The 26,778-nt window shown below is 59.8% G+C and carries 21 protein-coding genes; 13 read left to right on the top strand and 8 right to left on the bottom strand.

Annotated features, from left to right (window positions below; translation table 11 throughout):
* Nucleotides 1-111: 111 nt before the first annotated feature.
* The 6 genes from EDF70_RS28120 to EDF70_RS28095 are packed head-to-tail and all read left to right on the top strand — an operon-like array spanning nucleotide 112 to nucleotide 6,526.
* Nucleotides 112-1,101, top strand: a complete 990-nt coding sequence (locus EDF70_RS28120) for a sugar phosphate isomerase/epimerase family protein (protein WP_132281105.1) — start codon at nucleotides 112-114, stop codon at nucleotides 1,099-1,101.
* A 52-nt stretch (nucleotides 1,102-1,153) separates the two neighbouring features.
* Nucleotides 1,154-2,215, top strand: a complete 1,062-nt coding sequence (locus tag EDF70_RS28115) for a substrate-binding domain-containing protein (RefSeq protein WP_132281101.1) — start codon at nucleotides 1,154-1,156, stop codon at nucleotides 2,213-2,215.
* Nucleotides 2,216-2,273: 58 nt separating this feature from the next.
* The gene (locus EDF70_RS28110) at nucleotides 2,274-3,812 is read left to right on the top strand and encodes a sugar ABC transporter ATP-binding protein (RefSeq protein WP_132281098.1); all 1,539 of its coding nucleotides are present in this window, start codon (nucleotides 2,274-2,276) and stop codon (nucleotides 3,810-3,812) included.
* A complete protein-coding gene (locus EDF70_RS28105) occupies nucleotides 3,805-4,779 on the top strand; it encodes an ABC transporter permease (protein ID WP_132281095.1) in 975 nt (324 codons plus the stop codon). Before EDF70_RS28110 ends, EDF70_RS28105 begins: the two co-directional genes overlap by 8 nt.
* Nucleotides 4,776-5,651: a MurR/RpiR family transcriptional regulator gene (locus EDF70_RS28100; protein WP_132281092.1), complete on the top strand. Its 876-nt coding sequence runs from the start codon at nucleotides 4,776-4,778 to the stop codon at nucleotides 5,649-5,651. Before EDF70_RS28105 ends, EDF70_RS28100 begins: the two co-directional genes overlap by 4 nt.
* Entirely contained in the window at nucleotides 5,648-6,526 is an 879-nt protein-coding gene (locus EDF70_RS28095) for a ribokinase (protein ID WP_132281089.1), read from the top strand. Before EDF70_RS28100 ends, EDF70_RS28095 begins: the two co-directional genes overlap by 4 nt.
* 643 nt (nucleotides 6,527-7,169) lie before the next feature.
* Here EDF70_RS28095 and EDF70_RS28090 read toward each other — a convergent pair.
* The 3 genes from EDF70_RS28090 to EDF70_RS28080 all read right to left on the bottom strand — a co-directional run bounded on the left by EDF70_RS28090 (nucleotide 7,170) and on the right by EDF70_RS28080 (nucleotide 11,741).
* Nucleotides 7,170-7,919 carry a helix-turn-helix domain-containing protein gene (locus tag EDF70_RS28090; RefSeq protein ID WP_132281086.1) on the bottom strand — a complete coding sequence of 250 codons (750 nt, stop codon included), beginning with the start codon at nucleotides 7,917-7,919 and terminating at the stop codon, nucleotides 7,170-7,172.
* Nucleotides 7,920-8,049: 130 nt separating this feature from the next.
* A complete protein-coding gene (locus EDF70_RS28085) occupies nucleotides 8,050-9,690 on the bottom strand; it encodes a hydantoinase B/oxoprolinase family protein (RefSeq protein WP_132281083.1) in 1,641 nt (546 codons plus the stop codon).
* The gene (locus tag EDF70_RS28080) at nucleotides 9,690-11,741 is read right to left on the bottom strand and encodes a hydantoinase/oxoprolinase family protein (protein WP_132281080.1); all 2,052 of its coding nucleotides are present in this window, start codon (nucleotides 11,739-11,741) and stop codon (nucleotides 9,690-9,692) included. Before EDF70_RS28080 ends, EDF70_RS28085 begins: the two co-directional genes overlap by 1 nt.
* A 418-nt stretch (nucleotides 11,742-12,159) precedes the next feature.
* Here EDF70_RS28080 and EDF70_RS28075 point away from each other — a divergent pair, with 418 nt between their 5' ends.
* The 5 genes from EDF70_RS28075 (at nucleotide 12,160) to EDF70_RS28055 (ending at nucleotide 18,772) form a co-directional block, all read left to right on the top strand.
* A complete protein-coding gene (locus EDF70_RS28075; RefSeq protein ID WP_132281077.1) occupies nucleotides 12,160-13,689 on the top strand; it encodes an ABC transporter substrate-binding protein in 1,530 nt (509 codons plus the stop codon).
* A 118-nt stretch (nucleotides 13,690-13,807) separates the two neighbouring features.
* On the top strand, nucleotides 13,808-14,755 hold the full coding sequence (locus EDF70_RS28070) for an ABC transporter permease (protein ID WP_132281074.1): 948 nt from the start codon (nucleotides 13,808-13,810) through the stop codon (nucleotides 14,753-14,755).
* 11 nt (nucleotides 14,756-14,766) lie between these two features.
* Complete coding sequence (locus EDF70_RS28065; RefSeq protein WP_245519409.1) at nucleotides 14,767-15,585, top strand: ABC transporter permease; 819 nt, start codon at nucleotides 14,767-14,769, stop codon at nucleotides 15,583-15,585.
* Nucleotides 15,585-17,417 (top strand): ABC transporter ATP-binding protein, encoded by a 1,833-nt coding sequence (locus EDF70_RS28060; protein ID WP_132281068.1) that lies wholly within the window; start codon nucleotides 15,585-15,587, stop codon nucleotides 17,415-17,417. Before EDF70_RS28065 ends, EDF70_RS28060 begins: the two co-directional genes overlap by 1 nt.
* Before the next feature lie 32 nt (nucleotides 17,418-17,449).
* Entirely contained in the window at nucleotides 17,450-18,772 is a 1,323-nt protein-coding gene (locus EDF70_RS28055) for an FAD-binding oxidoreductase (RefSeq protein WP_132281187.1), read from the top strand.
* 111 nt (nucleotides 18,773-18,883) lie between these two features.
* Here the strand turns inward: EDF70_RS28055 and EDF70_RS28050 are convergent, their stop codons facing one another.
* Nucleotides 18,884-19,888 (bottom strand): D-cysteine desulfhydrase family protein, encoded by a 1,005-nt coding sequence (locus EDF70_RS28050; protein WP_132281065.1) that lies wholly within the window; start codon nucleotides 19,886-19,888, stop codon nucleotides 18,884-18,886.
* A 172-nt stretch (nucleotides 19,889-20,060) separates the two neighbouring features.
* On the opposite strand from EDF70_RS28050, the gene EDF70_RS28045 reads away from it, so the two are divergent.
* Both EDF70_RS28045 and EDF70_RS28040 read left to right on the top strand, forming a co-directional pair.
* On the top strand, nucleotides 20,061-21,905 hold the full coding sequence (locus tag EDF70_RS28045) for an ABC transporter ATP-binding protein (protein ID WP_132281062.1): 1,845 nt from the start codon (nucleotides 20,061-20,063) through the stop codon (nucleotides 21,903-21,905).
* A 24-nt stretch (nucleotides 21,906-21,929) separates the two neighbouring features.
* Entirely contained in the window at nucleotides 21,930-22,631 is a 702-nt protein-coding gene (locus EDF70_RS28040; protein ID WP_245519408.1) for an SDR family NAD(P)-dependent oxidoreductase, read from the top strand.
* Nucleotides 22,632-22,682: 51 nt separating this feature from the next.
* Here the strand turns inward: EDF70_RS28040 and EDF70_RS28035 are convergent, their stop codons facing one another.
* From EDF70_RS28035 to EDF70_RS28020, 4 genes are read right to left on the bottom strand one after another with little or no spacing between them, the layout of a single operon-like run.
* Nucleotides 22,683-23,504: a rhodanese-like domain-containing protein gene (locus EDF70_RS28035; protein WP_132281056.1), complete on the bottom strand. Its 822-nt coding sequence runs from the start codon at nucleotides 23,502-23,504 to the stop codon at nucleotides 22,683-22,685.
* Nucleotides 23,505-23,529: 25 nt separating this feature from the next.
* A complete protein-coding gene (locus EDF70_RS28030; RefSeq protein WP_132281053.1) occupies nucleotides 23,530-24,513 on the bottom strand; it encodes an ornithine cyclodeaminase in 984 nt (327 codons plus the stop codon).
* Nucleotides 24,510-25,859, bottom strand: a complete 1,350-nt coding sequence (locus EDF70_RS28025; protein WP_132281050.1) for a M20/M25/M40 family metallo-hydrolase — start codon at nucleotides 25,857-25,859, stop codon at nucleotides 24,510-24,512. Before EDF70_RS28025 ends, EDF70_RS28030 begins: the two co-directional genes overlap by 4 nt.
* A complete protein-coding gene (locus EDF70_RS28020; RefSeq protein WP_132281047.1) occupies nucleotides 25,856-26,776 on the bottom strand; it encodes an ABC transporter permease in 921 nt (306 codons plus the stop codon). The genes EDF70_RS28025 and EDF70_RS28020 overlap by 4 nt, the downstream gene beginning before the upstream one ends.
* Nucleotides 26,777-26,778 lie beyond the last annotated feature (2 nt).

Below are 26,778 nucleotides of genomic sequence, written 5' to 3'. Positions count from 1 at the left end.
GGCGATGCGGCCTGTTCGCCCATGGTGCGTTGCAATAACTATTTTACTTTACAAGAGAGAATGATTTTGTGAAGTTGCGGCATCTGATCATTTTCGATAGGGCCGAAGACATTGTCGAACCTCCGTTTTGCCACCCGCCTCAACTCCTTCGCTTCGAACCCTGCCGGCGAATGGCCGGACCTGAAGGGCAAGCCGACGGTCCTGCAGATGGCGGCGCGTGCCGCCAAGGTCGATGGCTTGACGGATCTGGACCTCAATTATCCCGATCACGTCGGTGAAAAGCCTGCAGAACTGAAGCGTAAGCTGGAAGATATGGGCCTGGCAATCAACGGTTTTGCCATGCGCTATTACACCAATCCGGCTTTCAAGCTCGGCGCCTTCACCCATCCCGACGAATCGGTTCGCCGTGAAGCGATCGACCTGACCAAGGCCGGTATCGATGCAGCCCGCGAAGCCGGTTCCAACCTGATGACCATCTGGCTCGGTCAGGACGGCTTCGATTATGCCTTCCAGGCTGACTATGATCGCATGTGGCAACACGAAATCGATGGAATTCGTGAAGTTTGCGAACATGACGCCGACTGCCTGATCTCGATCGAATACAAGCCCAACGAGCCGCGCTCCTACAGTCTGATGCCGGACTGCGCCACCACGCTTCTGGCCATCAAGGAAGCGGGCTGTGCCAATCTCGGCGTCACGCTCGATTTCGCGCATGTGCTTTATGCCGACGAACAGCCGGCTTTCGCCGCCGCCATGATCGCCCGCCACAGCCGTCTGCTCGGCGTTCACCTCAATGACGGTTATGCCAAGCGCGATGATGGCCTGATGGTCGGTGCGGTGCACTCGATCCAGACCATCGAACTGCTGCGCCAGATCCGTCGCGACGGTTACGATGGCGCGATCTATTTTGACACCTTCCCGGACATGACCGGCCTCGATCCGGTTCATGAATGCGAAGTCAACATTCAGACCGTCAAGCGCATGCTCAAGGTCGTCGATCGTCTCGAAGGCGACAACCGCCTCGGCAGCGCGATCGACCGTCAGGATGCCGTCACCGCGCAGTCGATCATTCAGGAGGCAATGCTTGGCGACGTCGCTTGAGGGAGCTCCAAGAGACATCTTCTATTCCAACAACCACACCTGGGAGGATACTATGAACAGACACCTGAAATCCGCGTTTGCCGGCATGGCGCTGGCGCTGATGGCAAGCGCGGCCTTCGCGCAGGAGCTTGCACCGCTCAACTCGGATACCGAAAAGGACCGGGTTGACTGGTCGCAGCTTGAAGCGAAGTACGGCGCGTTTCCGAAAATTCCGGAAGGCACGCGCGCCGGTGGCGTTTCCAAGACGCTCACCAACGAATACTGGCGTTCGCTCGGCGAAGGTTACGAGAAGTTCGGTGAGAAGGCCGGCGCGACCGTTGCCTATCAGGCAGCGCAGAGCGAAGGCGATCAGTTGGGTCAGCTGACGATTGCAGAAGGCATGGTCACCACCGGCTTCAACGTCATTCTCGTGTCGCCGCAGACCGATGCCAACCTGCAGCCGGTCATGGAGCAGGCCAAGGAAGCCAACATCCCCGTCGTCAACGTCAACGATGCCGTCGTGCCGCAGGCCGAGCACTATGTCGGCAACGTCCAGCGCGATAACGGTGTGCGTGTTGCCAAATGGTTCATCGACAACCGTCCGGAAGGCGGCAAGGTCGCCATCATCGAAGGCCAGGCCGGCGTGTTTGCCGCTGTCCAGCGCACGGCGGGCTTCAAGTCCACCATCGGCGAGAACTCCAAGTTCCAGGTCGTTGCCAGCGTTCCGGGTAACTGGGATCGCCAGCAGTCCTACGATGCCGCCACCAACATTCTGCAGCAGAACCCCGATCTCGTCGGCTTCTATTGCAACAATGACGGCATGGCACTCGGCGTCATCGAGGCGGTCAAGGCTGCGGGCCTGCTCGGCAAGGTCGCCGTGTTCGGCACGGATGGCATTTCCGACGCCTACAAGTCGATCGAAGCCGGAGAACTGACCGGTACGGTCGACAGTTTTCCGATCCTGACTGGTGAAGTGGCGATGGAAACGGCACTTCGTCTCGTCGCAGGCCAGAAGGTGGCACGTGTCGTCGCCACGCCGCAGGCGCTGATCACCAAGGACAACCTTGCCAAGTACAAGGGCGACGGCGTCGATGTCCGCGCCGTGCTGATGAAGGATGCTGCGTCCGCGCAGTAATCGCAACAGGAGCCGGTCCTCCCGAGGCCGGCTCCCCTCCTTTGATGAAAGCACCGAGATGACGACAACGGCTCGCCTCAAGTTCGAGGGCATCACCAAGACCTTTCCAAGCGTCAAGGCGCTTTCGGACGCGACCTTTTCCATAAAGCCCGGTGAAGTTCACGCTCTTCTCGGCGAAAACGGCGCCGGCAAATCGACGCTGCTGCGCATTCTGTCCGGTGTGTCGCGCCAGACCAGCGGCGAGTTTTACGTCGATGGCAAGCTTGCCACGTTCAAGAGCCCCGAGGATGCCCGCCGCGCCGGCATCGCCATGATCCATCAGGAGTTGCAGCAGATCCCCAATCTGACTGTCGCGCAGAACATGTTTCTCGGCCATCCGTTGAAGACTGCCGGCGGCTTGCTGGTCAATCGTCGCGAACAGGAAAAGCGCGCGGCCGCAGCGCTTGCCATGATCGACCCGTCGATCGACCCTTCGACGCCGATCAAGAACCTGAAGGTGGCGCAGCGGCAGATCGTCGAGATCGCCCGCGCCCTGCTGGAAAACGCCAAGATCGTCGCAATGGACGAACCGACGTCCAGCCTGACGCCGGCCGAATTCGAGAGCCTCGCGGTCATCATCGAGAAGATGGCGGCCTCCGGCGTGGCGATCATCTATGTCTCGCACAAGATGGATGAGGTTTTCCGCATCTGCCACCAGGGCACCGTCATGCGTGACGGCAACGTGGTCGGCACGGTTGACCTGCGCACCGCCGCACAGTCGGACGTGATCGCGATGATGGTCGGCCGCGAGCTGATGCAGGAAGAACACAATTCGTTTGTGAAGGATGACGTTCGCGTTGAAGTGCGGGGCCTTTCCTCCGCGGTCACGCATGTCCGCGACGTCTCCTTCACAGTAAGACGCGGCGAAGTCGTCGGCATTGCCGGCCTGGTCGGCTCCGGCCGTACCGAGCTTCTGCGTCTTCTGGCCGGCGTCGACAAGATCGGATCCGGCGAGATCAGCATCGACGGCCGTGCGCTGAAGCTGACAAACCCGCGCTCCGCCATCTCTGCCGGGATCGGTCTGTTGCCCGAAGAGCGCAAGCGCGAGGGCATCATTCCCATGCGCCCGGTGTCGCTGAACATGGCGCTGCCGTCCTTGCGGAAATTCGTAAAGGTCGGCGTCGTTCGCCATTCGACGGTTAACAATACTGCCGAAACATTGCTGAAGCGGGTCAACCTGCGGCCGTTCCAGATCGATCGTCCGATCAAGCTGTTCAGCGGTGGCAACCAGCAGAAGGCGATCATCGCCCGTTGGCTGGCCGCCGGATCTGAAATCCTCTTGTTCGACGAACCGACACGCGGCATCGATGTCGGTGCCAAGTCCGAAATCTATCATCTGATCGAAAACCTCGCCGCCGAAGGCAAGTCCGTCATCGTCGTCTCCTCGGAACTTCCCGAGGTTATCCGGCTGTCGGACCGGGTCATCGTCATGCGCAACGGCCGCATCGCCGCCCAGCTGGAACGACACGAGCTGACGGAACAGGCCATCGTCTCGCACGCCGTCGGCGATGCCGAGCCAAATACCCATTCCTCGACGCAGGAGCACACCCATGTCTGATATCGCCGCCGAAACGCCCAAGCGTTCCTCGAAACTTTTCAGCTCGTTCTCGCTGCGTGATGCCGGTACGCTCATCGGCCTGATCATCATCATGGCCGTGTTTGCGGCGCTGGTGCCGGGCTTCCTGTCCGAGCGCAACCTCATCAACATCCTGCAGCAGTCGAGCATCAATGCCTGCATCGCGCTCGGCATGACGCTGGTCATCATTTCCGGTGGTATCGACCTCTCGGTCGGCCCGACGGCTGCGATTTCCGCCGTGCTGACGGCTGCTCTTCTGGTGACGGGCGTGCCCGTGCCGGTGGCGCTTCTTGCCGGTCTCGGCATTGGTGCCTTCTGCGGTCTCGTCAACGGCGTGCTGGTCGCCTATGTCGGCCTTCAGCCGTTCATCGTCACGCTCGGAACGCTCAGCACTTACCGCGCCATCGCGTTGATCTATACGGGTGGCAATCCGGTTCTCGGTGTGCCGCAGAGCTTCCGGTCATTGTTCAATGGCAATGTTGCCGGCATTCCGAACTCGGTCATCATCGTTGCGGTTGTAGCCTTCGGAGCCTGGGTCCTGCTCAAGAAGACGCCGATTGGTGAATATCTGCTCGCCGTCGGCGGCAATGAAGAAGCCTCCTATGTGGCCGGTGTGCCTATCGCGCTCACCAAGATCACTGCCTATGTGATCTCCGGTGTTCTGGCGGCGCTTGCATCCTTCATCCTGATCGGTCGCCTCGGTGCGGCAGAGCCTATCCTCGGCAATCTGTGGGAACTCGATGCGATTGCAGCTGCCGCCATCGGTGGTGCGTCGCTGATGGGCGGCAAGGGATCGATCGTCGGCACCATCCTCGGCGCCATCATTCTGGGTGCCCTGCGCAACGGTTTGACGTTGATGAACGTTCAGGCTTTCTATCAACTTCTCGCAACCGGCCTTATAATTCTTGTCGCAATGATGATTGATCGCGCGACAAGGGGACGGGGATGAATTCCGACAACATGGATCCGAAGGCAGTCGGCCCGCGCATTCGCATGCGCCTGCCGCTGCTGACGCCGCTGGAAGCAAGGGTGGTCGAGACCGTCTTTGCACTGCGCAGCTTCAATGACGACACGTCGCTGAAGGAAATCGCAACCGATGCCGGCGTCTCGGAAGCCATGGTCGTGAAGATCACCAAGAAACTGGGATTCGCGGGCTATCGCGAATTCCGCAATGCGGTTTCCCAGTATAACCGGTTGCCGACGGCGGAAATGCACCAGGAACTGTCCATCGAGGACACGTCCCAGGAAATCATACAGAAAGTGTTCCGGACTTCGATCCAGGCGCTGGAAGAAACCCTGTCGATCATGGATGTCAAAGCGTTCGATCGTGCTGCCGACCTGATCCATGGTGCGCGTCAGCGCGATTTCTACGGTGTCGGCGGTTCGGCGCAGATCGCCCGCGACGCGGCCCACAAATTTCTGAGGATCGGCGTACGCGCCAGCGTCTACGACGATTCGCACATGATGCTGATGTCCGCCTCCTTGCTTGGTAATGACGATATTGCCGTCGGGTTCTCGCATTCCGGCAATACGATGGCGGTTATCGAGGCAATGCAGACTGCCAGACGCAACGGTGCCCGCACGATTGCGATCACCAATTACAATGAATCTCCGCTGGCACAGCATGCCGATGTCGTTCTCTGTTCGACAGCGCAGGGTTCGCCGCTGATGGGCGAGAATGCGGCCGCCCGCATCGCCCAGCTCAATATTCTCGACGCGGTATTCGTGGCTGTTGCGCAGCGCGATTACACCGCCGCCGAAAACCATCTCGAAAAGACCATGGCGGCCGTCGCCTCCAAACGGAAAGACAAATTCCTATGACTGCATCCACCCCCGCCGTCGTCGTCTTCGGCAGCCTGCATTACGACATCATCGTCAAAGGCCCGGCGCGCCCGCGAAAGGGCGAAACGGTGACCGGTTCGGCGTGGAACCCGGCCTGCGGCGGCAAGGGTGGAAACCAGGCGGTGTCTGCAGCGAAGGCCGGCGTGCGGTCTGCGATGATCGGTGCCGTGGGTGACGATGATTTTGGCGGCACGCTGACCGCCAATCTTGCCGCAAACGCGGTCGAACTGGATCATGTCAGGGTGATCGAAGGCGCCGCTTCCGGCATGAGCGTGGCAATTTTCGATGCCGAAGGCGATTATGGCGCAGTTATCGTCTCGGGCAGCAATCTTCAGCTCGGGCAAACAGATGTGCAGCAGGCGGCATCGCTGTTTCAGGCGGGCAATATCCTCGTCCTGCAAAACGAAGTGCCGGATCCGGCAAATGTGCTTGCGGCTTCAGCGATGAAGAGGGCAGGGGGCAAGGTTGTTCTGAATGCCGCACCGGTGAGAGCTCTTTCGCCTGAACTGGCAGGGTTGATCGACGTTCTGGTCGTCAATGCCGTCGAGGCGGAAGCGCTTGCCGGTGGTGCCGAGGTCGATACGCTCAACGATGCGATTGCGGCAGCACGCGTTCTTGCAAAATCATTCCCGGTGGCTGTCGTGACGGCTGGCGGTGCGGGCGTTGCCTATGCGACGCGCGACGGCGAAGAGGCGACGATCCCGGCGATCAAGATCAAGCTCGTCAGCACGCATGGCGCAGGTGATGAGTTTATCGGCGTATTGGCGGCGCAATTGCTGCGAGGGGAGGGTATGAAGGCAGCGCTTTCTGCGGCCAATCAGGCCGCTGCGATCCTTGTGAGCTCGCTGCGTTGAAACTTCTCTGGTCAACAGACAGATAGAGAGCGACTGTCAACATCGTGGGGCATCATTCACGTGCGGACCAGGCGGTTTGCCGTTGATGCTGGCGTTGCCGGTGGAGATTGAGCCGGCATGCGATTGGACGTCATATCGGGTCTGCGGACGCAATGTTATCGCGCATGTTTGAAAGTCAGTTAAAAATGCGTCGGGCTGGACCGACTTACACAGCTGCTAAACGACATGAGCGAAACTATCAGAGCGGATCAGCGAAATGCGGCTATGGTTGTGGCCCATTTGGATGACGTTTAGGCCTCCTCCCCCAACCCTCGCCTATCTCGTCACCGCAGGATTTTGCCGACCGGAGTTTCAATACCCAAGGCGGCAGATCTTGATGATCTGCATACTGCAATGAACGATTGGGTAGTCTCTCGGATCGCATTTGCTCTAAGGGGCGGGGTTGTGTCCTTGGAAGTCCTGTTCGGTGGAACCCAAATTAATCCGCAGATGAGAAATGACGGGTCGCCGGTTCGTATCCCTTCAAGACCAGGGAGTTTTCAAGTCTCCGCGAAATCAACCGCCGTAAACAACATCTTCCGGAAATTGCTTCACCGGAAAGATTTTCAGAAAATTTTACAGTTGAGGGGCCGCGCTTGGCCTATCAGCTAATCGAGATGCGTTTGTAGGCTTTTAAAAAAGCCTTAAGGTCGGAGCTATCGGTATCGGTTGGCAAAAGAAGCGAGATCGCGGCCTGACTGTTGAAGGTATTGGCTTTCTCAGCGGGGAAGGCGATCGTCTTTATCTCGCCACCGCCGCCATGTTTTCTCGTGCCGAAGACGTAGCCTTCCGTCTTCAGCATGGCGATTTCCTGCATTACCGTTTCGGTGTCCACACCCCATCGCGCGTAGCGTTCGGTGTTGATCTCGATAATCCTGTCGCGGGCAGCGTCATCCATCTGGGCCAGAACGCAGATACCGCCAAGGCCGACGCCAAGCGGCAGGCGCCCGCCCACACCTTCGAACATGGCCTGAATGGGAAGCGTGCCAAGCGCGAAATCTAGGCAGACGGAATCGAGGCCGGACCGCACCATCAGATAGCTCGACAGGCCCGTCTCGGCGCTGATGCTGATCAGCGCCGGACGATAGAAGTTCACCATGTCGTTGATGCTGTGCGACTTGTTCGCCAGCGCATAGATGCCAGGCCCGAGGCGATAGGCCCCACGTCGCCCCGATTGCTCGACGAGGCCGAACTGGCTGAGCGCCACAAGCGCGCGGTGGACAGCGGATTTGGCATCGCCCAGTTGCGTCGCGAGATCGGACAATGTCAGTCCCGGCGGGTTGGCATCACCGAGTGCCATGAGGATCTCGGCCGCGCGCATGACATTGCTCGACGATTTCTTTTCCGCGCTCAATTCCCAAGTCCTCCAAAGGCAATATATCAGCCTGCACCGTTGGCTACGGTGCAGGCTGATACGAGCTAAAGCTGTGAAACGTTTCCACCGAGCTTGTCAATTCCGGGTGGAATGCAACCATAAAGATGCCTTAAACGTAAAGCTCGGTGGCTTCCCTGGCCGTCAATCGTCCTTCACGTATGTCGCGCGAGACCGCATTCTTTTCACGGCCCGAGGGAACTCCATAACCTCCCGCGCCAGGCGTGACGATTTCCAGAAGATCGCCGGTGGTGAGATCGACCGAACCGTCGACGAAAACGTCACGGTTGCCGTTGAGCGAGAAGTAACCGCGCGCACCTTCAAGTCCGCCATCGATACCCCAGGGGGCGGAAATGAGGCGTGACCCCATGACCTGTACGCGGCACTCCGCCTCGGCACGATAGACACGGCGAAGACCCATGCCGCCCCGGAATGTACCCGCACCACCGGAACCATCCACCAGTTCGTAACGCAGCAGTGTGATCGGATATTCGTTTTCAAGTGCTTCGACGGGAAGGTTCGAGGTGTTGGTCATGTGCACGTGCACGCCGTCCAAACCATCCTTGTTCCAGCGTGCGCCGGAACCACCGCCGATGGTCTCGAGATAGACCCAGAGGCTCTTGTCGGGCCGTGTGCCATTGAAACTCGCGACGCCGACCGAGCCGTTGGAGGCGGCCGTCACCCGGTGCGGGATGACCTGCGCAAACGCGCCGTGGACCAGATCGACCACACGCTGGCAAGCGGTGATACGTCCATCAACGGCTGCGGGGTGGCCGCAGCGCAGCAGGCTGCCTTCTTCCGCCGTCACATGGATCGGGCGCGCCAGACCGGCATTCGGCAGGATGGTCGGATCGACGATCGATTTGACCGCATAATAGACGGTGGCCAGAAGCGCGGTATAAACGACGTTGAGACCGGCGCGTACCTGCGGCGGGCTGACGAAATCGAGATGCATTTCATCGCCCCTGACTTCGATCGTCACGCCGAATTCCAGTTCGCCGACAAGGGATTCGCTGTCGAAGCGATCCTTGAAGGAATAAGTGCCGTCGGGAATGGCGGCGATGCCGAGGCGCATCTTGCGTTCCGCATAGTTCATCAGTTCGGAACCGGCCGCCAGAACCGTATCGAGACCATATTTTTCGCACAGTTCGTTGACGCGCGTAATGCCGAGGCGGTTTGCCGCCATCTGGGCGCGTAAGTCGGAAATGCGCTCGTGCGGAACCTGGCAATTGAGCAGGAACAGGCGCTGGATATCCTCCTGCAACACGCCTTCGCGGTAGAGCCGGACCGGCGGAATACGCAGGCCTTCCTGATAGATATGCGCATGGCCGCGATCGGCGAAATCGGAATGGTGGGCGGTGTTGATGGCCCAGGCCACTAAACGTCCCTCGACGAAGATCGGCGATGCCATGACGATGTCCGGCAGGTGGGTGCCGCCGCCCTCATAGGCATCGTTGCCGATGAAGATATCGCCGGGCTTGATGTTTTCGAGACCCGGCGTCTTCATCAGATAGGGAATGAAGCCGATGAAGCTGCCGAGATGCATGGGGATGTGCTCGGCTTGGCAGAGCATCGCGCCATGGGCATCGAACAGCGCCGTCGAGCAGTCGCGGCGTTCCTTGATGTTGGTGGAATAGCTGGCGCGGACGAGTGCCTCACCCATTTCCTCCACGGTTGAGGCAAAAGCGCTGGCAATCACTTCGACGGTAATCGGGTTGATGGCCGTGGTTTGTTCCTGATTGACGTTCAGCATCACTTCGCCTCAAGCATGAGATTGAGATAGGCATCGACGGTCGCGGTCGTATCCATAGGCACAACGGTGGTGGTATCCATCTGGTCGATGATGGCAGGACCCTCTACGACATTGCCGGCCTTCAGCTTGGCGCGGTCATAAAGCGTTGCCGTGACGAAGCCACCGGCTTCCATCATCCAGACCTCGCGCGAACCGGTGATCGCCGCAGACGAATCCGGGCCTTCGATTTCGGCCGGCTGGAACTGCGCCTTTTCGACAAGCCCGCTGGCCGCAAGGCGGAAGGTTACCATCTGCACCGGTTCGCCTTCAGCGATAAAACCGTAGAGCTGGCGATGGGCATTCAGGAAGGCTTCCTCGATGGCGGCAAAGGTTGCCGCCGTTACAGGTCCGGCCATGACAGGTACGGAAATCTCGTAATTCTGGCCGGCGTAACGCACGTCGACCGTGCGGGAAATCTGTTGTGCCTGAGGGGCAATGCCTTCGCTTTCGAACCAGGTATAGGCCTTGGATTCGAGGCTTGCGTAGATTTCGCCGATGCCGCCGGTGCTCGCTTCGTCCAGTCGCGTCAGCTGGGTGGAGGAGAAATCGGTGCGCAGATCGGTCATCAACAGGCCGAGCGCGCAAAGGACGCCGGGCGTGCGCGGGATGAGGATGCGCTTCATGCCGAGTTCTTTTGCCAAACGTGCGGCGTGAACCGGACCTGCGCCGCCGAAAGCGACCATGGTATATTCGCGCGGATCGTGGCCGCGCTGCACGCTGATGACGCGGATGGCCTTGGCCATGTTGGCGGCGACGATATCGAGAATGCCGTTTGCCGTTTCCAGAACGCCCATGCCGAGCTTGTCGGCCAGCGTCTGAATAGCCGCGTGTGAAAGCTCCTGATTGATCTTCATGCGGCCGTTGAGCAGGTAATGCGGGTTCTGCGTCTGCAGAAGCACGTTGGCGTCCGTCACCGTCGGTTCCGGGTTGCCGAGACCATAGCAGGATGGGCCGGGATTTGCGCCGGCGCTGCGCGGGCCGACCTTCAGGAAGCCGCCATTGTCGACATAGGCGATCGAGCCGCCGCCGGCGCCGACCGTATGGATGTCGAGCATCGGCGCCTTGATCGGATAACCATGCACGACGGATTCGTTGACGACCTGGCATTTACCGCCGGTCAGCAGCGCCACGTCGCTCGACGTGCCGCCCATGTCGAAGGTAATGAGGTTTTCGATGCCGGTCATCCGGCCGATCGCCTGTGCGGCGACGACGCCGGTGCTCGGGCCGGACAGAACAGTGCGAACGGGCAGGTCGGCTGCTGCGTCAAAACCGATGACACCGCCATTCGACTGGGTCAGTTGCGGTGCGACCGAAATGCCGAGGTTCTTCAGCTTGCCGCTGAGGGCATTGACGTAGCCCTTCATCACCGGGCCGAGATAGGCATTGACGACCGTCGTCGACATGCGCTCGAACTCGCGGAATTCCGGAGCAATCTTGTGCGACAGGGCGGAAAAGGCTTCCGGGAACTCTTCTTCGAGAATGCGTCCGGCGATTGCTTCGTGTTCTGAATTCAGGAAGCTGTAGAGAAAGCAGACGGCGACCGACTTGACGCCGGCCTTTTTCAATTCGCGTACGGCTGAGCGGAACTCTTCCTCGTCGAGCGAGGTCTCTGTTTCGCCGTTGGACAGGATGCGTTCCTTGACGCCGATGCGCAGATCGCGGCTGACCAGCGTATCCGGCTTGTCGGCCTGGATGTCATAGAGGTCGGGACGCTTCTGGCGACCGATTTCAAGAAGATCGCGAAAACCGTCAGTGGTGATGAGGCCGGTCTCCACACCGCGACCCTGAATGAGCGCATTGGTGGCGACGGTGGTGCCGTGGCCGAGGAACGCAACGTCGGCAGCGGTGATTCCGACTTCGCGAATGCCTTCTTCCACGCCTTGCGTGATGCCGCGCGAAGGATCGTCCGGCGTGGACGACACTTTCCAGATTTTCACCTCGCCGGTGTTCTCTTCAAACAGACATACATCGGTAAACGTACCGCCGGAATCCACGCCAATGCGCCAGACCATGAAGTTCCCCTTCTTGTTTTGAGGCTGTGCCGCCCCGAGGTGCCGTCATGTAAGAACCGGAGAAAAAAACTGTCAACTTAATTCCAATAAAAGGACCATATAAATTATAAAAAACCGAATATAGGAATAAAAGGCAATTCGGCGACGTGTTTTGAGTGGAAAAACTGCCGCATGTTCCTATAATAGGGACAAAGACAATTATTAGGCCCTTTTATTGGAATTAGCTTGACGATTTTCATTTCTGGTTCTTAGCTGACGTTCATGGAGGCCGCGGATCCATCATCGGGTGGAAAAGATGATGTGAGAAGCGCGGCAGGACAGGTTGATGCTTGATCAACAAGGCGTCCGCGAAAGCATGAAAACATGCGCGCCGTGCCTTGAAGCCAGAAACAGACAGACCATAAAAGAGGGAACTGCTATGATTGTTAATCGCCGGGATCTCCTGAGATATCTCGCCATATCCAGCGCCGCCGCAGCACTTCCCGGTCAGCTTTTTGCTGCACCGGCAGCGAAAACTCTGCGGGTTGGTCTGTCGACCTATCCGTCGCATTTTCGCCCGTGGATCAATGTCGGTTATGCCGGCCAGCTCGTATCCGCGCTGATCAATCGCAACCTCGTCACCTATGACGCCAAGGGCCAACTGGTCGGCGAACTGGCGGAAAGCTGGAAGCGCGAAAACGACCTGACCTGGGCTTTTGTGCTCAAGGACGTCAAATTCTCCAATGGCCAGCCGGTGACCTCGGCCGACGTCAAGTGGACGCTCGAAAAGATCGCGGCTGAAGGTTCCGGCGCCTATATGCGTGATCCGGTGACCCAGATCGCCTCGGTGGAGGTCGTTGATCATCGCAACTTCAAGCTCGTCACCAAGGCACCGGACGTGACCATTCCTTCCGTCATGGCCTATCCTTTCCTTGCCATTCTTGCAGCCGGGTCCACCGACAGCCAGGAGCAGGGGATCGGTGCCGGACCTTTCACCATCGTTTCCGCCGAAAAGGGCGTCGGCATCTCGCTCACCGCGTCGGAGCATTATTTCAAGGAAGGTCTTCCGTCCTTCAAGGATGTGCAGATCACCCCTTATGCGGATGAAAACCTGCGCGTTGCGGCACTCACCGCCGGCGATGTCGACCTGATCGATTACGTGCCGTGGAGCGCGATGGACACGATCGAGAAGGATGCCAATCTCAAGCTCGACGCCATGGCTTCCGGTGCCTTCATGTATCTGAGCTTCAACGGTTCGGGCGTGTTCAAGGACCCGAAGCTGCGCCAGGCTGTTGCCTTCGGCATTCGTCGCGAGGAAATCGTCAACAGCGTATTTTATGGCCGAGGTGCTCCGCTTTCCGGTGTTCCGCGCCCTACCGTCTCGCCTTATTACAACAAGGAGCTGGCCAATTACTGGTCTTACGACCCGGCAAAGGCAAAGGCGCTGCTGAAGGAGGCCGGCCATGAAAACGGTCTTGAGGTCTCGCTGCTGGCAACCTCGCAATACACGATGCATTCCGGCATTGCCGTCTTGGTGCAATCGCATCTCGCCGAAATCGGCATCAAGGTGAACCTGACCATGCCGGACTGGGCAACGCGCGTCACCATGGGCAATCGCGGCATCGGCGACTTCGCGGTGCAGGGTATCGGCATCGATACGCTCGATCCGGATTCGGCGGCAACCGTCATCGATCCGTCGCTGACCCAGACCTTCCTTCGCAGCCGCAATTTCGAGGTTCCGGGTCTCTCCGACCTGCTGCAGCGCGGCCGCCAGGAAGGCGACGAGGCCAAGCGCATCGCGCTCTACGCCGAAGTCGACAAGCTCGTCTGCGACAATACCAGCTTCTGCGGCCTTGCCTATCGCGCAACCGGTTTTGCCCGATCCAAGGCCGTCAGCAATCTCGAACTGCTGCCGGACCAGATGTCGCCCTTCTCGGCAACGCTGTTCGACAAGCTGGCGCTTGCCTGACACCATTTCCCCCGGCGCTTCCGCTTGCGTTTTACTGCAGGCGGAAGCGGTAATGGCATTGGCTCCGGCCGCATGACTGCGGCGGCCTGTGCCGTGACGATAAGAGAATAGGGGCTATATGTTCTGGTTTCTGAGACGCGGGTTTGCCAGTCTGATCATGCTGTGGGTGATCGTCACGCTGGTTTTCATGTCCATCCATTTTGTGCCCGGTGATCCCGTCGAGCTGCTTTTGTCACAGGATGGCGGTTCGGCCGATCCGGCCACCGTGCAGATGATCCGTGAAGACCTCGGGCTGAACCGTCCGATCGTCGAGCAGTATGTTGAGAAGCTGAAAGGCCTTGCCTCTTTCGATCTCGGCCGTTCGATGGTCGATGACAGTTCGGTCTCTGCGGAAATCGCACGCCGGCTGCCGCGCACGCTGGAGTTGATCGCGCTTGCGGCGTTGATAAGCCTCGTGATCGGCATTCCAGCCGGCATCTATGCCGCACTTCACACCGGCAGAGCGTTCGATCGCGCTGCGTCCTATCTGGCGGGCTTTGCGCAGGGTATTCCGGTTTTCGTGCTCGGTACGCTTCTCATCCTCGTCTTCTCGCAGATGCTGAAACTCACATCGGCAGGCGGTTTCGTGGCGTTTTCGCAGGCGCCGGGCAAGCACATCGGGTTATTGTTGATGCCGTCCCTTTCGATCGGCATCGGCCTTGCCGCGATCGTTTTCAGGATCACGCGCGCCTCGACGCTGGAAGTGCTTCCGCTCGATTATGTGCGCACCGCGCGCGCCAAGGGGTTGGGCGATCGCCGCATCGTACTCCACCACATCCTTCGCAATGCGCTGATCCCCGTCATCACTATTTTCGCGCTGCAGATCGGCTCGCTTCTCGGCGGCACCGTGCTTGTCGAATATGTGTTCAACTGGCCGGGGCTTTCGGGAATGCTGGTGAGCGGCGTCAATGCCCGTGACTATCCGACCGTGACCGGTGTCATTCTGGTGATTTCGGCGCTTTTCATCGGCCTCAACTTCCTGGTCGACGTTCTCTACGGCCTGACCGACCCGCGGGTGCGCAAATGAACGGAGCTTTCTTGAAATTCACACCACGCCAGATCCCGGCTTATCTGCTCGCCCTGTTGCTCGTCGTCAGTCTTCTCGCTCCTCTTCTGCCGCTGCAAGATCCCCTGAAGATGGATACCGCCGCCCGCTTTGCCGGTCCATCAGGCGCGCATCTGTTCGGGCAGGATGAATTCGGCCGTGACATTCTCGTGCGCCTCATCTTCGCCATCCGAAACTCGCTGATCGTGGCCTTTGCCGCCGCCATTCTGGCGGGTGTCATCGGCACGGCGCTCGGCGTGCTGGCCGGTTACTCGCGCGGACTGACAGAAATGCTGGCGATGCGGTTCATCGATATCGTATTGTGTTTCCCGCCACTTCTGCTCGCCATGCTGGCCGTCACGCTTTACGGACCGGGACCGGTAACGCTCATTCCGGTGCTGGCCATCGTCTTCGTGCCGAGTTTTACGCGCGTCGCGCATGCCAGCGTGCTGTCCGTCCGTTCGCAGGATTATGTCGAGGCCGTGCGCAGCATGGGCGCGAGCAATGCGCGGGTGATGTTTTCAACCATTCTGCCCAACATTGCCGGCCCGCTGATCGTCCAGTTTTCGTTCACGGTCGCAGTGACCGTGGTGCTGGAATCCGGCCTGTCCTTCCTCGGGCTTGGCGTACTGCCGCCGGCGCCGTCGCTCGGACTGATGATCGGCACCGGACGCGCCACGCTGGCACAGGCACCGATGTTGCTGGTCTGGCCCTGTGCGGCGCTGACGGCGATGATCCTCATCCTAAATGCCTTCTGCGACGACCTGCGTGACAGGCTCGATCCGAAATCCAGCAAGATCAGGGGGCAGTGATGTCGACATCCGACCCAACAGCAAGGCCGGGCCTGTCCATTTCCGGCCTGAACATATCCTTCCGCAACAAGGACGGATGGACGTCGGTCGTGCGCAATCTCGGCTTCGATATAGCACCGGGCGAAACCGTTGCGATCGTCGGCGAATCCGGTTCGGGCAAGAGCGTCACCGCCTTGTCGGTGCTTGGCCTGTTGCCGCAGCAATCGACGCGTATCGAGGGTTCGATCCGGCTGGGCGACAGGGAACTCCTGTCTCTTTCGCCGAAAGACCTGAAAGCGTTGCGCGGCAACGCGATCGCGATGATCTTCCAGGAGCCGATGACGTCGCTCAACCCGACAATGTGCATCGGTGAGCAGATTGCCGAATCCATCATCGCCCATCGCGGCACTTCCACGGCGGAAGCCAAGGCTGAGGCGATCCGGCTGATGGAGAAGGTGCATATTCCATCCGCCGCGCGCCGTTACGGTGAGTATCCGCACCAGTTTTCCGGCGGCATGCGCCAGCGCGTGATGATCGCCATCGCGCTGGCCTGCAAACCGGCGCTGCTGATCGCCGACGAGCCGACGACGGCACTCGACGTGACGATCCAGGCGCAGGTGCTGAACCTGATCAAGGAGTTGCAGGAAGAGGAGGGCATGGCCGTCCTCTTCATCACCCACGATATGGGCGTGGTGGCCGAAGTCGCCGACCGCATGGTGGTGATGTATCGCGGTGACGTGGTGGAAGAGGGGGCAACGACCGAAATCTTCGCCAATTCCCGGCATCCCTATACCAAGGCACTGCTTTCCGCCGTGCCGCAATTGGGATCGATGAGCGGTTCAAACGATCCGCAGCCTTTTGACATCTACGATATCAATACCGGTCTTGCCGACGAAGCTTCTGTTTTGAAATCGACTGTGGACATGTCGCAAATCCTGCTCGATGTGAAGGACCTGACGGTTCGCTTTCCGGTGCAGCAGACGATCTTCGGCAAGGTTACCGCGCGTGTGCATGCGGTCGAGAATGTCAGCCTGACGCTTGCACGCGGGGAAACGCTAGCGATCGTCGGCGAGTCCGGCAGCGGCAAATCCACCACCGGCAAGCTGATCACCGGCCTCCTCCATCCGACTGCCGGCACAGTGGAAATCTGCGGCAAGCCGATGCGAAAAGACACGCGGCAATCGCTCAGCCGCTCGGTGCAGATGATCTTTCAGGACCCTTTTTCCAGCCTCAATCCACGCCTGACGGTCGGCCGGGCGATCACTGAGCCGCTGCGCATTCACAAGATCGCCACGGAAAAGGAACGGGACGACATTGCCGCCTCATTGCTGACCCGTGTTGGTCTTTCGCCGGAGATTGCCAGGCGTTATCCGCACGAATTTTCCGGCGGTCAGCGGCAGCGCATCTGTGTTGCCCGCACGCTGGCGCTGAAGCCAAGCGTGATCATCGCTGACGAGGCGGTGTCGGCGTTGGACGTTTCTGTGAAGGCGCAGGTCGTCAACCTACTTCTGGAACTGCAACAGGAGATGCAACTCGGCTTCATCTTCATCAGTCACGACATGGCCGTGGTTGAAAGGATCAGCCATCGGGTGGCCGTGATGTATCTGGGAGAAATCGTCGAGATCGGACCTCGGGCGGCGATCTTTTCCAACCCCGTCCATCCTTACACGCGCCGTCTCATCGAGGCCGTGCCGGTTCCCGATCCGTCGCGGCGGCTCGATCGCCACAAGATCTCCGACAGCGAAATCCGCAGTGCTGTGCGTCCGGGCGACTATGTGCCGCCCGCGCGCACCTATCGCGAGGTATCGCCCGGCCATCTGGTGCAGGACGCCGACCCGGAATGGGCAGCTTGAATTTTCTGAAATCGACGATCGAGGCAAAAGCCATGTCACTTTCTATTCCCGTTTCCCCTTTTGAAGGCGATGCCGAACTGCCAGCGCATGCCGATGTCGTCGTCATCGGCGGCGGCATTATCGGCATCAACGTGGCGCTTACCCTGGCCGAACGAGGCGTCTCCGTCGCGGTGGTCGAAAAGGGTGTGATCGGCGGCGAGCAGTCGGCACGCAACTGGGGCTGGACACGCCAGATGGGCCGCGATCCGGCGGAAATTCCACTGACCATGGCAAGCCTTCGATTGTGGTCGCAGATGAACGAGCGCACAGGCGAGGAAACCGGCTGGCGGCGCACCGGCATCACCTATCTCTGCTACAACAAGCGCGACATGGAGATCTGGGGCGGCTGGTATGACAAGGGCAAGGCCTACGGACTTAACTCCGAAATGCTGACCGGCTCTCAGGTCGAGGCGCTGCTGCCGGGATCGTCGGGCGGCTTGATCGGCGGTCTTCACACGCCGAGCGATGGTCGTGCCGAGCCGGCACTGGCGACGGTCGCCATGGCGAATGCGGCGAGACGGGCCGGCGCTCATATTCTGACCCAGTGCGCCGCGCGTGGCGTGGAACGTTCGGCCGGCAGGATTTCGGCGGTAGTTACTGAACGTGGGCGGATCGCATGCTCGTCGGTCGTGCTGGCCGGCGGTGTCTGGTCGCGGCTGTTCGCCGGCAATATGGGCATCGATTTTCCGCAGTTGAAGGTGATGGGCACGGTTGCCCGCGTGACCGGTATCGAAGGCATTTCCGACATGCCGGTTGGCGCCGGTGACTTCGCTTACAGAAAGCGGCTGGACGGCGATTATTCGGTGGCGCTGCGCAACGCCAATATCGCCAATATCGTGCCGGACAGTTTTCGACTGTTTGCCGAATACATGCCGTCCTTCGTGCAAACATGGCGGGAGCTGAAGCTCCGCGTCGGCAAATCCTTCGTCGATGAACTGGTTATGCCACGAAGCTGGCAGCTCGATGAAAAGACCGCATTCGAGGCGATCCGCACGCTCGATCCGCTACCGACGAAGTCCTTCAACCGCAAGGCACTCGCCAATTTGTCACGTGCCTATCCGGCCTTCGCGAAGGCTCGCATTGTCAATGAGTGGGCCGGCATGATGGATGTAACGCCGGATGCGGTTCCCGTCATCAGCAATGTGCCCTCGACGCCGGGCTTCTTTATCGCCTCCGGTTTTTCCGGCCACGGGTTCGGAATCGGGCCGGGGGCCGGCCATCTGATGGCCGATATCGTTATGGGCGGGGATACGCTGGTCGATCCCGCGCCATTCCACGTTTCAAGACTTCGGCCGAAGCTCGCGATTGCTGCCTGACAGTCGTCTTTGATACCGTTCGGTCAAAAAAAGACCTCCCATGCGCCTGGGCATATGGGAGGTTTAGTTGGGGAGGATGTTTGGCGTGATGTCCGACACCCTGGCTGGTGATCAGCCGGCGAGATCGTTCGTCAGGAGACCCGCATAGGGGAAGAGGGCAGGGGAGCCGCCGCAATGGACGAACAGCACGGAGCTGCCCTTCTGGATGCTGCCCTTTTCAACGCAACCGATGATGCCAGCGAAAGCCTTGCCGGTGTAGACCGGATCGAGAAGCATGCCTTCGCGATTGCCGGCGAGCTTGATGGCCGCATTGCCCTGATCCGACGGGATGGAATAACCGGGACCGATATAGTCGTTCTCGATACGGATATCGTCGGCGGTCCAGCGCTTTTCGAGGTCGAGAAGTTCCGCTCCCGCATTGGCCATCACGGCGATACGTTCACTGAAAGGAACGGCGCTGCCGGTTACGGCAATGCCGACGACTTCTGTTTCCGGCCAATACAGCGAGCAACCGATATGAATACCGGCAAGCGTGCCGCCCGAACCGACAGGGGCTACGAGATAGCGTGGCGCGGGCGTGCCGGCTGCAGCATATTGCTCGGAGAGTTCCTTGATCGCGTTGACATAACCCATGGCGCCGAGTGCGCTCGCGCCACCGAGTGGGATGATATAGGCCTTTTCGCCACGCGCCTCTGCCTCGGCGGCATGGTGCTCCATGCGCGGATTGATCTCCGTAAAATAGGCGTCGGGATCGAGGAAATCGATTTCGGCGCCGAACAGATGGTCGAGCAGGAGGTTGCCCTGATAGAGATCCGGCCGATTGCCGCGCAGAACGAGAATGGGCTTCATGCCATATTTGCGGGCCGCAGCAGCGGTCATGCGGGCGTGGTTGGACTGATGGCCGCCGGTGGTGATCAGAACCTTGACGCCTTGAGCGACGGCATCGGCCATCAGGTATTCGAGCTTGCGCACCTTGTTGCCACCACCACCGAAGCCGGTGAAGTCATCCCGCTTGACGGAAAGCGAAATGCCGAGCTCGGCGCTCAGTCGCTCCATCTTTTCAATCGGCGTCGGAAGATAGCCGAGGGAGAGCCGGGGGATCGCTTCGAGTTTCATGCAGATTTCCTTTTGAAACATAGGTGCGGCGGGTCGAAAGCGACCCTTAATGACCATTAGATATATAATATATCCTATATCGATACTGGCAACGTGCTTTCATTTGTGGCATGCAATATAAAGAGGCAAATTATTGTATTCGGACCTGAATTCAGAGAAAAAGGACCCGTCCATGAGCGCACCTGTGATGACCGTGTCGGGCCTGAAAACCTCCTTCCGCCGCAAGGGTGTCTGGCTTCCCGTAGTACGTGACGTGTCCTTCGATATCCATGCAGGCGAGACCCTGGCGCTGGTGGGCGAATCCGGTTCCGGCAAGAGCGTGACGGCGATGTCTGTCATGCGCCTCTATGGCGCCGAGAACTGCCGGATCGAAGGATCCGTCAAGCTCGAGGGCCAGGAGTTGACAACGCTGCCCGAGCGAAAAATGCGCGACGTTCGCGGCGACCGGATCGCAATGATATTTCAGGAGCCGATGACGAGCCTCAATCCGTCGCTGACCATCGGCGACCAGATTTCCGAAGTCCTGATTGCACATCGCGGCCTGACCCTGACGGACGCGATGAAAGAAACACGCGGCCTGCTGGACAAGGTCCGCATCCCATCCGCTGCCAAGCGCCTCGAAGAATATCCGCACCAGATGTCCGGCGGCATGCGGCAGCGCATCATGATCGCCATGGCGCTTGCCTGCCGCCCGAAACTGCTGATTGCCGACGAACCGACAACGGCGCTCGACGTGACGATCCAGGCGCAGATCCTCGAATTGATCAAGCTGCTGCAGGAAGAGGAAGGCATGGCCGTTCTCTTCATTACCCATGACATGGGCGTGGTTGCCGAAATCGCCGACCGGACACTCGTCATGTACAAGGGCGAGGCGATCGAGCGCGGTGAGACCGAGCAGATTTTTGCGCAGCCGCAGCGCGGATATACCAAGGCGCTCCTATCTGCCGTGCCGAAGCTCGGATCGATGCGGGGTGAGGCCAGCCCGGCGCGGTTCCCGCTGGTGGATGTCGAGACGGGCGTGCCGGTGGATATGCCGGAGGTGAAGGACACCGTGTCTGCAGAGCCGGTACCGCTTCTGCAGGTGCGCGATCTGGTGACGCGTTTCGATATCGGCAGCGGGTTTCTCGGTTCCACATCCGGCCGCGTCCATGCGGTAGAAAACGTCTCCTTCGATTTGAAGGCTGGAGAAACGCTGGCGTTGGTCGGTGAATCTGGTTGCGGAAAATCGACGACCGGCCGCACGATCATCCGTTTGCAGGATGCGACTTCCGGCTCGGTGAAGCTCGATGGCAAGGAGGTGCTCGATCTGACGGGTCAGGACATGCGCGCCATGCGCCGGCATATCCAGATGATCTTTCAGGACCCGTTCGCCAGCCTCAATCCGCGCATCCAGGTGGGCGATGCGGTGGCGGAGCCGCTGCTTGCGCATCGTATCGCATCCAGCAGAAGCGATGCCCGCGACCGTGTGGCGGATCTGATGATGAAGGTCGGTTTGCAGCCGGATATGGCCAGCCGCTTTCCGCACGAGTTTTCCGGTGGCCAGCGGCAGCGCCTGTGTATTGCCCGCGCGCTCGCCATGGCGCCGCAGGTTATCGTGGCGGACGAGGCTGTATCGGCTCTCGACGTGTCGATCAAGGCGCAGGTCATCAATCTGATGCTCGACCTGCAGGAAAGCATGGGGCTTTCCTACCTCTTCATTTCCCATGACATGGCGGTGGTGGAGCGGATGAGCCATCGCGTTGCCGTCATGTATCTGGGCGAAATCGTCGAGATCGGTCCGCGGCAGGCTATTTTCGAAAACCCGCAGCATCCATATACAAAGAGGCTTCTCGCTGCCGTTCCCATACCTGACCCGGCACGCCGGGGCATTCGCCGTGGTTTGAGCAACGAAGAGATCAAAAGCCCGATCCGGCCGCTCTCTTATGTTCCGCCGAAGCGGTATCATGTCGAGGTATCGCTGGGGCATCTCGTGCAGTCCTGGGGTGACGAGTGGGGCAATGCCACTGCAGCGGCGTAATGTGAATTGACAAGGGAATGAATGATGACGGTGTCGAACCGGGTGGCAATGATCAGTGGCGCATCGCGCGGCATCGGTGCTTCGATTGCGGAAAAGCTGCTTTCCGAAGGCTGGGCGGTGAGCCTTGGCGTCAGAAGCCCGGAAGCTTCAGCATTCAAGGACAATGCCAACGCGCTTGTCTGTCGTTTCGATGCGCTCGATCCTCACAGCGAGCGGTCATGGATGGAAGAGACGATTGCCCGTTTCGGCCGTCTCGATGGCCTGGTGCACAATGCCGGGATCATGACGCCGAAGAGCGTGCTTGAGGCCGGTGACGATGATTTCGACCTGATCTTCAATGTCAACGTCAAGTCACCGATGCGCCTCAGTCAGCTGGCTTGGCCGCATCTCGAAAAGGCACCGCACGGACGGATCGTGACACTGGCATCACTTTCGGGCAAGCGGGTCAAATCCGCAGGTTCAGGGCTTTATGCCATGTCGAAATTTGCGGCAGTGGCGCTCGGGCATGGCCTGCGCCAGTGCGGCAAGGAGAACGGTGTCCGTTCGACGATCATCTGCCCGAGCTTCGTGGCGACCGACATGGGCAATGCGCTGGCAAGCCGCGACAGCACCGAACTGACGCAGCCGGAGGACATTGCCAATATCGTGCACATGGTTCTCGAACTGCCGAAGACGGCAAGCGTTGCCGAGATCCCGGTCCATTACACCGTCGAAGACTGCTACTGAAGATCCGAGATCGTTTGCCGAGCCGCATCATGCGGCCCGGCTTGACGCGGGTTAAACCCCTTCGGCCGGACCTATTTCGATTGGCAGGGCGGCATTGCCGGCCCATTCATGCCATGAGCCGACATAAATTTTCAGCTTGTCGAAACCTGCGAGTTTCAGCCCGTAAAGTGCGGTCGCAGCGCGTGCACCGCGGTGGCAATAGGTGATGATCTCGCGATCCGGCGACAGGCCTGCTTCTTCAGCGATCCGGCGGATCTCTTCGGCCGGGCGGTATTTTCCATCCTTCAGTACATCCTCGTAGAAAGCGAAATGCGAATGCGGAATGCGGCCCGGGCGGGCGCAGCAGGCGTGGTGGAACGTGCCTTCGAATTCCGTTTTTCGGCGCACGTCGAAGATATCGGCATTCTGATCCGCATGGTTCAAGACGTCCTCCGTGGAGGCGACCAAGGTCCGATCGAACGAGACGTCGCCGGTATCTGACTGTGCAATCACCTCTGGCAAGCCTATTCCTGAAGCGGTGTCGCCGCCGCCGGCTTTCCACGCCTGAATTCCGCCATCGAGGATCAGTCCGCCTTCCAACCCCACGAGTTCGTAAAACCAGAGGCCGCGCGGCGAGATCATGCCGGTCTGTTCCTCGAAAAAGACGGGGATACGATCACCGCCGAGGTCCAGCCTGTCGAAGGCTTCGCGGGCGCCGGCGGCCATGCCTGTGATGCCTGCCTCGTTACTTTCAGGAATGAAATAATCGTAGACATTCAGGCTCGCCGCACCGGGAATGGTGGCTTCGCGCCATGTCGCCTCGGGACGCACGTCGACGGGCACGAACTTGCCTTCCGGAAGTCGCTTGATAAGTTCGGCGGCAGTGATGATCATGGCCGGATCCTTTCGGGAATGCGTATCAGATGGACGGCAGAAGAGTGCCGATGTTCAGGTCGTTGGCTCGGGCCAGCACACGCGCAGCAAAGGCGATGTCGAAGACGTTGAGGCCAAAACTGGAGAAATAGAGCGATGCGTCAGCCGGGGGGCGCCATCCGTCGAGCAGCAGGGCCGAGAGATCGGCTGCTACGCGATAGGGCGAAAACTCACCAGTGCGATACATCTGGAACAGGCTCTTGGCGCTCTTCTCGGCAAAATCGCCCCAGAGATCGACGGTGACGAGATCGGTCGCCGCGATCGTTTCGAACATGACTTCATGAAAGCCGATCTGCATGATCAACCGGCCGGGCCGCACGGCGGATCTGTCCAGAAAGGGCTGCGGTGCGGAGGTGCAGCAGATGACGACATCCGTATCGGCCAGAGCATCACGCCAATCGACATGGGGGAGGATTTGGGTGGAAACCTGCCTAGCCTTTTCGATCAGGGGATCGAGGTTGGCGCGTGTCCGGTTCCAGAGATGGATCGTTTCGACGTCCGGAAAGAGGGCGAGCAGCATGTCCAGATGGGTCTGCGCATGCGCGCCGGCGCCAAGCAGCGCAACTGTTCTTATGCCGGCGGGCTTCAGGGATCTGATCGCTGCCGCGGAGACGGTCGCGGTGCGCATGCGTGTCAGAAGCGCGCTTTCGACGCTGCCGACCGGTGCGCCGTCAGACAAGCGGTTGATGATCGTCGTGCTGCTGATGCTCGGCAGGTCGCCGATCGGTTTTGCCCGATGCACGGTCCATTTCAGACCGGCGGCATCATACGAACCACCGACGAAGGCGGGCAGGCCATAAGCCTTATTACGGGGATCGGTGCCGAGCGGCATGACGCTTTCTGCGACCATGCCGGCTTCGCCACGGCCCACGAGCTGAATCGTGGCTTGGACATCCTCGATTGCTGCGGCCCAATCCAGAGCGCCGGCTTCGATTGCATCCTGGCGGGAAAGATGGCGGATGGTACTCACGCGGCCTCCGTTTCGTCTGCAACGTGTTCGAGCCAGAGCGTTATCGACTGGATGAAGCGCCGAAATCCCTCAGTCGTCATGAACTCATCAATGCCATGCGCGTTGCCGCCGCGACCGGCGCCAGCAAGCAAGAAGGAGCTTGCATGGCGGGCAAAAGCATAAGCGGGGGCTGCACCGATTGCCCATGGCCAGATCTGGGGTGGAGCATTGGCCGTTGTCTTGTAGCTTTTTATGAGTGCCAAGACGCCAGGCGCATCGGCAGAAAAACGGAATCCGGGATAGCTATCGGCAACATTGAGGATCGCACCCGGCGCCGTTTCGAGCGTCATCCGGTATTGTTTCAGGAAATCAGCCGGATTGAGGGACGGCGGTGTGCGCAGTTCGAAAGCTGCGCGTGCAGCATGCGGGATCACCCCGTCGGACCCAAGCGGCATGCTTTCGAGGCTCGATATGTTGAAGGATGCGGTCGAGAGTACGTGTTCCAGCAGCGCCTGCGCATTGCCTCCCAGAGAAAAGGTTTCCGTCTTGCGGAAGCGGAGTTCGGCTGCCGGATCGAAGGTTTTTGCGAGCTCCGAGATGATCGAGGCGGCTTCCGCGTCGATTGCCGTCCTTGCCAGTTCTCCGGTTGGCGGCTTGCCGATCAGGGACAGGGCTTCGACCAGCCGGCTTGCTGGGTTGCCGATCCACGGGGCGTTGCTGGAATGGATGGCCGCTTTCGGACCGCCCCATGCGCCAGCATCGACCCGGACCTCTCCCTTGGCGATGCCCGAAAAACCGAGATAGACGCGTGGTGCGCCGCCGCCATATTCGCAGAAGGACGGAAAGAGCGCGGAAACGCTGTTGCGCACCGGGCAATCCAGGGCGGCAAGATAGTCGCGCATCGCGCCGCTGCCGCTTTCCTCTTCGCCATCAACCAAAATCTCGACATTGACGCGCAGTTTCCCGGCATCCGCCAGCGCCTTGACCGCGAAAAGCATGCCGGCGAGCGGCCCCTTGTTGTTCTCAGCTCCGCGGGCAACAAAGCTTTCACCGATCCCTTCCAGGTCAACGATGCCGCCCTTGAACGGATCGACAGACCAACCCTCCGGCGACGCGGGCATCACGTCATACATGTTGTAGAGGATGACGGTTTTTTCAGCGCCGACGTCGATGCGGGCATGGATAACCGGCGGGCGTCCGTTCGCGGAACTCGCCGAGACGATGGTCGCGCCGAGTTCGTTCTTAAGCCAAGTGGCGAGGGCGTCCGCCTGTCGTGCGATCTGTCGGTCATCGCCCTTGACCGACGGGATTTTACACCACTCTCGGGTGAGGTCGAGAGCCGCTTCGTAGGTGGCATCCGAAGTCACAGCCTGATCCTCGGGTTGAGCCAGACATACGCGAGATCGACAAGGAAATTGACGATGACGAAGACTGCTGCAGCGAACAGAACGACGGCCTGAACGACCGGGAAATCGCGGTTCTGGATCGCTTCGACCGCCAGCCGCCCGATGCCGGGCCAGGCGAAGATGATTTCCGTCACCAGCGCGCCACCGAGCAGCGAGGCGAAATACATGCCCTGCACGGTGATGACGGGGATCAGCGCGTTGCGCAACGCGTGATGCACGATGATGCGCCATGACGAGATGCCCTTGGCGCGGGCTGTGCGGATATAGTTTTCGCCCAAGACCTCGATGAGGCTTGCCCGCACCAGCCTCGTGATGGCGCTGAGATAATAGGCCCCGAGCGCAATCGACGGCATGATCAGATGCCAGGCCGAGCCGATGCCGCTTGAAGGCAGCCAGCGCATTTTCAGCGAGAAAAAGATGATCATCAGCAGCGCCAGCCAGAAGACCGGGATGGCCTGTCCGAGCAGCGAGATGACGCGTATTGCGAAATCGATAGCGCTGTTTTTGCGCACTGCAGCGATCGTACCGAGCAAGAATCCGAGGAGAGAGCTCCAGACGAGTGCAGTCATGGTCAGAAGTGCGGTTGCCGGCAGACGTTCGATCAGTAGGTCCAGCGCCGGGCGCTGGAAGCGCAGCGATACACCGAGTTCGCCAGTTATCGCGCTTGCCAGAAATCGTCCGTATTGAACCCAGATCGGATCGTTGAAACCCATGGCCTGCCGGAATGCCTCGATCTCCTCGCGCGACGCTTCGGGCGACATCATGAGGGCAGCCGGATCGCCGGTCAGGAAAAGCGCGAAGAACACGATGGCCGAGACGCCGAACATGACGACAAGGCCCTGAAGCGCGCGGCCTGTTATAAAGCTCAAGGTCTTCATGT

Source organism: Neorhizobium sp. JUb45 (assembly GCF_004343585.1).
GTDB lineage: Bacteria > Pseudomonadota > Alphaproteobacteria > Rhizobiales > Rhizobiaceae > Neorhizobium.
The sequence above is the reverse complement of the archived record's forward strand: the minus strand, read 5'-3'. Positions and strand labels throughout refer to the sequence as shown.

Coding starts and splice junctions, on each gene's coding strand:
- EDF70_RS28020 (WP_132281047.1), bottom strand. CDS start 26,776: ATGAAGACCTTGAGCTTTATAACAGGCCGCGCGCTTCAGGGCCTTGTC.
- EDF70_RS28035 (WP_132281056.1), bottom strand. CDS start 23,504: ATGATCATCACTGCCGCCGAACTTATCAAGCGACTTCCGGAAGGCAAG.
- EDF70_RS28085 (WP_132281083.1), bottom strand. CDS start 9,690: ATGCTGAACGTCAATCAGGAACAAACCACGGCCATCAACCCGATTACC.
- EDF70_RS28080 (WP_132281080.1), bottom strand. CDS start 11,741: ATGGTCTGGCGCATTGGCGTGGATTCCGGCGGTACGTTTACCGATGTA.
- EDF70_RS28115 (WP_132281101.1), top strand. CDS start 1,154: ATGAACAGACACCTGAAATCCGCGTTTGCCGGCATGGCGCTGGCGCTG.
- EDF70_RS28060 (WP_132281068.1), top strand. CDS start 15,585: ATGTCGACATCCGACCCAACAGCAAGGCCGGGCCTGTCCATTTCCGGC.
- EDF70_RS28070 (WP_132281074.1), top strand. CDS start 13,808: ATGTTCTGGTTTCTGAGACGCGGGTTTGCCAGTCTGATCATGCTGTGG.
- EDF70_RS28105 (WP_132281095.1), top strand. CDS start 3,805: ATGTCTGATATCGCCGCCGAAACGCCCAAGCGTTCCTCGAAACTTTTC.
- EDF70_RS28075 (WP_132281077.1), top strand. CDS start 12,160: ATGATTGTTAATCGCCGGGATCTCCTGAGATATCTCGCCATATCCAGC.
- EDF70_RS28045 (WP_132281062.1), top strand. CDS start 20,061: ATGAGCGCACCTGTGATGACCGTGTCGGGCCTGAAAACCTCCTTCCGC.
- EDF70_RS28110 (WP_132281098.1), top strand. CDS start 2,274: ATGACGACAACGGCTCGCCTCAAGTTCGAGGGCATCACCAAGACCTTT.
- EDF70_RS28100 (WP_132281092.1), top strand. CDS start 4,776: ATGAATTCCGACAACATGGATCCGAAGGCAGTCGGCCCGCGCATTCGC.
- EDF70_RS28055 (WP_132281187.1), top strand. CDS start 17,450: ATGTCACTTTCTATTCCCGTTTCCCCTTTTGAAGGCGATGCCGAACTG.
- EDF70_RS28050 (WP_132281065.1), bottom strand. CDS start 19,888: ATGAAACTCGAAGCGATCCCCCGGCTCTCCCTCGGCTATCTTCCGACG.
- EDF70_RS28095 (WP_132281089.1), top strand. CDS start 5,648: ATGACTGCATCCACCCCCGCCGTCGTCGTCTTCGGCAGCCTGCATTAC.
- EDF70_RS28040 (WP_245519408.1), top strand. CDS start 21,930: ATGACGGTGTCGAACCGGGTGGCAATGATCAGTGGCGCATCGCGCGGC.